Genomic DNA, 2,398 nt, shown 5'->3' with positions numbered 1-2,398 from the left:
TGGAAAGACTTTCGGCCAAGTATGATCGTATTAATGGATGGAGTTGCATAACAAAGGTATCAAGGTGACTCGTTTGACTCGGCATTTTTGGTTTGGAGTTTCGTGGATTTGGTGAGTTCATCGTGGCGCACCTTATCCCAGGCGTTATATTTCATATTTAGATTAGAGGAGCGTTTTGATAACTAGCTGAACTTTCATCTATAGAATTACGTATCAATAAATGCACATCCTTGTCGTATATATCTTCATATCACTGGCTTTAATCGTATTTCAAATGAGAGGCTTTGATATTTACAGTTAAGTAAATGGCTTTCTCAAGGGATCTATTTTACTAAATTAGATATAATTACGATTCCTGAGTGTGAAAGTGTTGAAAGTATGAGTAATTGTAATATTGATGTTAAGTTGTTCTATTGTCGCATTAATGATGTTAACAAGGACATGTTTGATACGTTTGCTAGGTTAACATTAATGTCATTAGAAAAGATAAATATCAATGAACATGATAAGCCGAAATATTACTTATCTATTTTGTCGACGTTTCAAACCAATAGAGGTTGTTTTGTCGTTGGCTCGGAAAACGGACAGATAATTTCGTTAGGTTACATAAAAGATGCTGCAAAAGACCGGGGAGCTGCGAGGCTGGAGTTTTTTGTAGTAGTAGAAAATTATCGTGGAAAAAAGGTAGGTACATACCTAATGACCCATATTTGCAATAAGTTCAATGAGAGCTCTGGTATTACATTGTCATGTGAGAAAAGTTTAATAAGCTTTTATAAAAAATGTGGGTTTGTAAAACCGATAAAAAGTTCAGAGAACAATGATTATTACACTATGCATTCAAAAAGGTCTGCCAGAAACACGTTATATGAGTCGGCTGAAGTCAATGATGTTATCGGTGCTGCACGTCAGTATTTAGATGCAAGGCAATATTTTGGTTTAAATTAATCCAAGATGAGAATAAGGCATAAATACAATATCTAACCATAAACCCCATGCAATCATTAATTCTGTATGGGGTTTTCATTAATGCCTCTTAGGACAGGACTTTGAAGTGGCTACTTAGGTCGACCTGATTCACGGTGTAACGTGAAATATAACAAGGCAATCAAGGTGATGCGTTACACTCGGCAGTTTTGGTTCGGAGTTTTGTGTGCTTTGCTGGTTCGGTGGGGCACACCTTATTGCAGGCGTTAGTTCTCTTGTGAAATTAGTCGCATTTTTGCTAAGTTCAAATATGTCAATAGAATAGTCATATATTATCGTCTGATTCAATGACAACAATGGAGGATAATAAATGACTAATTTTGTAAAACAATTAAAATATGAACTACCAAAGTCTAATACGGAAGCACTTTATAAGCTTGCATCTGTGTTAAATATTCCAAAGCATCATATCCAAGGTGATCCTCTGTTGATTGCACAGTCAATGGCTGGAACAATACTTTATCGAAGCTTAGATAATCAATCAAAACAGCAGGTTATGCGATTGATTTCGAGGCTTTCATCTGGTCATTTAAAAAGTAGACTAATAACAAAATGTACTGATGTGTTAGTTAATCCGCAATGGGGTGAGTGGTCTTTAACTACTAGTGAACTAAAGGAAGTATTACAGCTCCACAATGATTTTAATCGATGGTCAAGTCTTCTAGGTGCTAATCCAGGAGCATATGGAGTCGGTGGATCAGCTTGGAGTATTATTAAGCAAGGTGCAAGTACTGGAAACGTAGTCGTTCTTATCGTATCAATTGCTTTAATAGGTATTCATGAGTTTTCTTATAAAGAAACACAAAAATATGCAGGCGAATTGGAACGAAGGAAGTAATTCATGAAGTTGAGCTTCTCCTATTTGCTGTTTTACTGCATACTAATTGTTGCTGGAATTTATATAAATGACTTATTTTCGCTCAAGCCATTATATGCAAATAATCTACTGGTGTTAGTTGTTAGCGCATTTGTTGCGAGTAGAATATCTGGTGTTGAGAGAGGGTTATCAAAAGAGAAATATATTCTAAGTGTCATATCTGGGCTTTCTTATTCAATAACATCATATTTAATTGTAGAGCTAAGTCCATTAACATCAATTACTGCCCTAGAGTTTGCAAGTGCATTTCTGGTTGCTTTACTTTCAATCATTTTGCTTTCTCGGTTTAAGGTGATTTGAATGCGAGAAAACTAACAAGGCAATCAAGGTGACCCGTTTGACTCGGCGGTTTTGGTATGAAGTTCGGTGTGTTTTGGTAGCTCAGTGTGGGGCACCTTATTGCAGGCGTTATGGCGCAGGGGCGTACAGGCAACGTGGCGATCGTTTTCTTGCTACTCGGGTCGTTCTTAGTCGCTAGCATATTGAAGTTTTCCTGCTTTGTTATGGTGCTGGATGCTTTCAAAGAAAATAGAC

Annotated in this window: 3 protein-coding genes; all 3 read left to right on the top strand. The window is 36.7% G+C overall.

Features of this window, described 5'->3' with window-relative positions; genetic code table 11:
- Positions 1-471 precede the first annotated feature (471 nt).
- On the top strand, positions 472-948 hold the full coding sequence (locus EDI28_RS25555) for a GNAT family N-acetyltransferase (protein ID WP_164918631.1): 477 nt from the start codon (positions 472-474) through the stop codon (positions 946-948).
- Positions 949-1,297: 349 nt separating this feature from the next.
- Positions 1,298-1,825, top strand: a complete 528-nt coding sequence (locus tag EDI28_RS25545) for a hypothetical protein (protein ID WP_233353516.1) — start codon at positions 1,298-1,300, stop codon at positions 1,823-1,825.
- Positions 1,826-1,828: 3 nt separating this feature from the next.
- On the top strand, positions 1,829-2,164 hold the full coding sequence (locus tag EDI28_RS25540; protein WP_128786657.1) for a hypothetical protein: 336 nt from the start codon (positions 1,829-1,831) through the stop codon (positions 2,162-2,164).
- Positions 2,165-2,398 lie beyond the last annotated feature (234 nt).

The organism is Photobacterium chitinilyticum, from assembly GCF_004104355.1.
Classification (GTDB): domain Bacteria; phylum Pseudomonadota; class Gammaproteobacteria; order Enterobacterales; family Vibrionaceae; genus Photobacterium; species Photobacterium chitinilyticum.
Note: the sequence above shows the minus strand (reverse complement) of the source record. Positions and strands in the feature narration are given on the sequence as shown.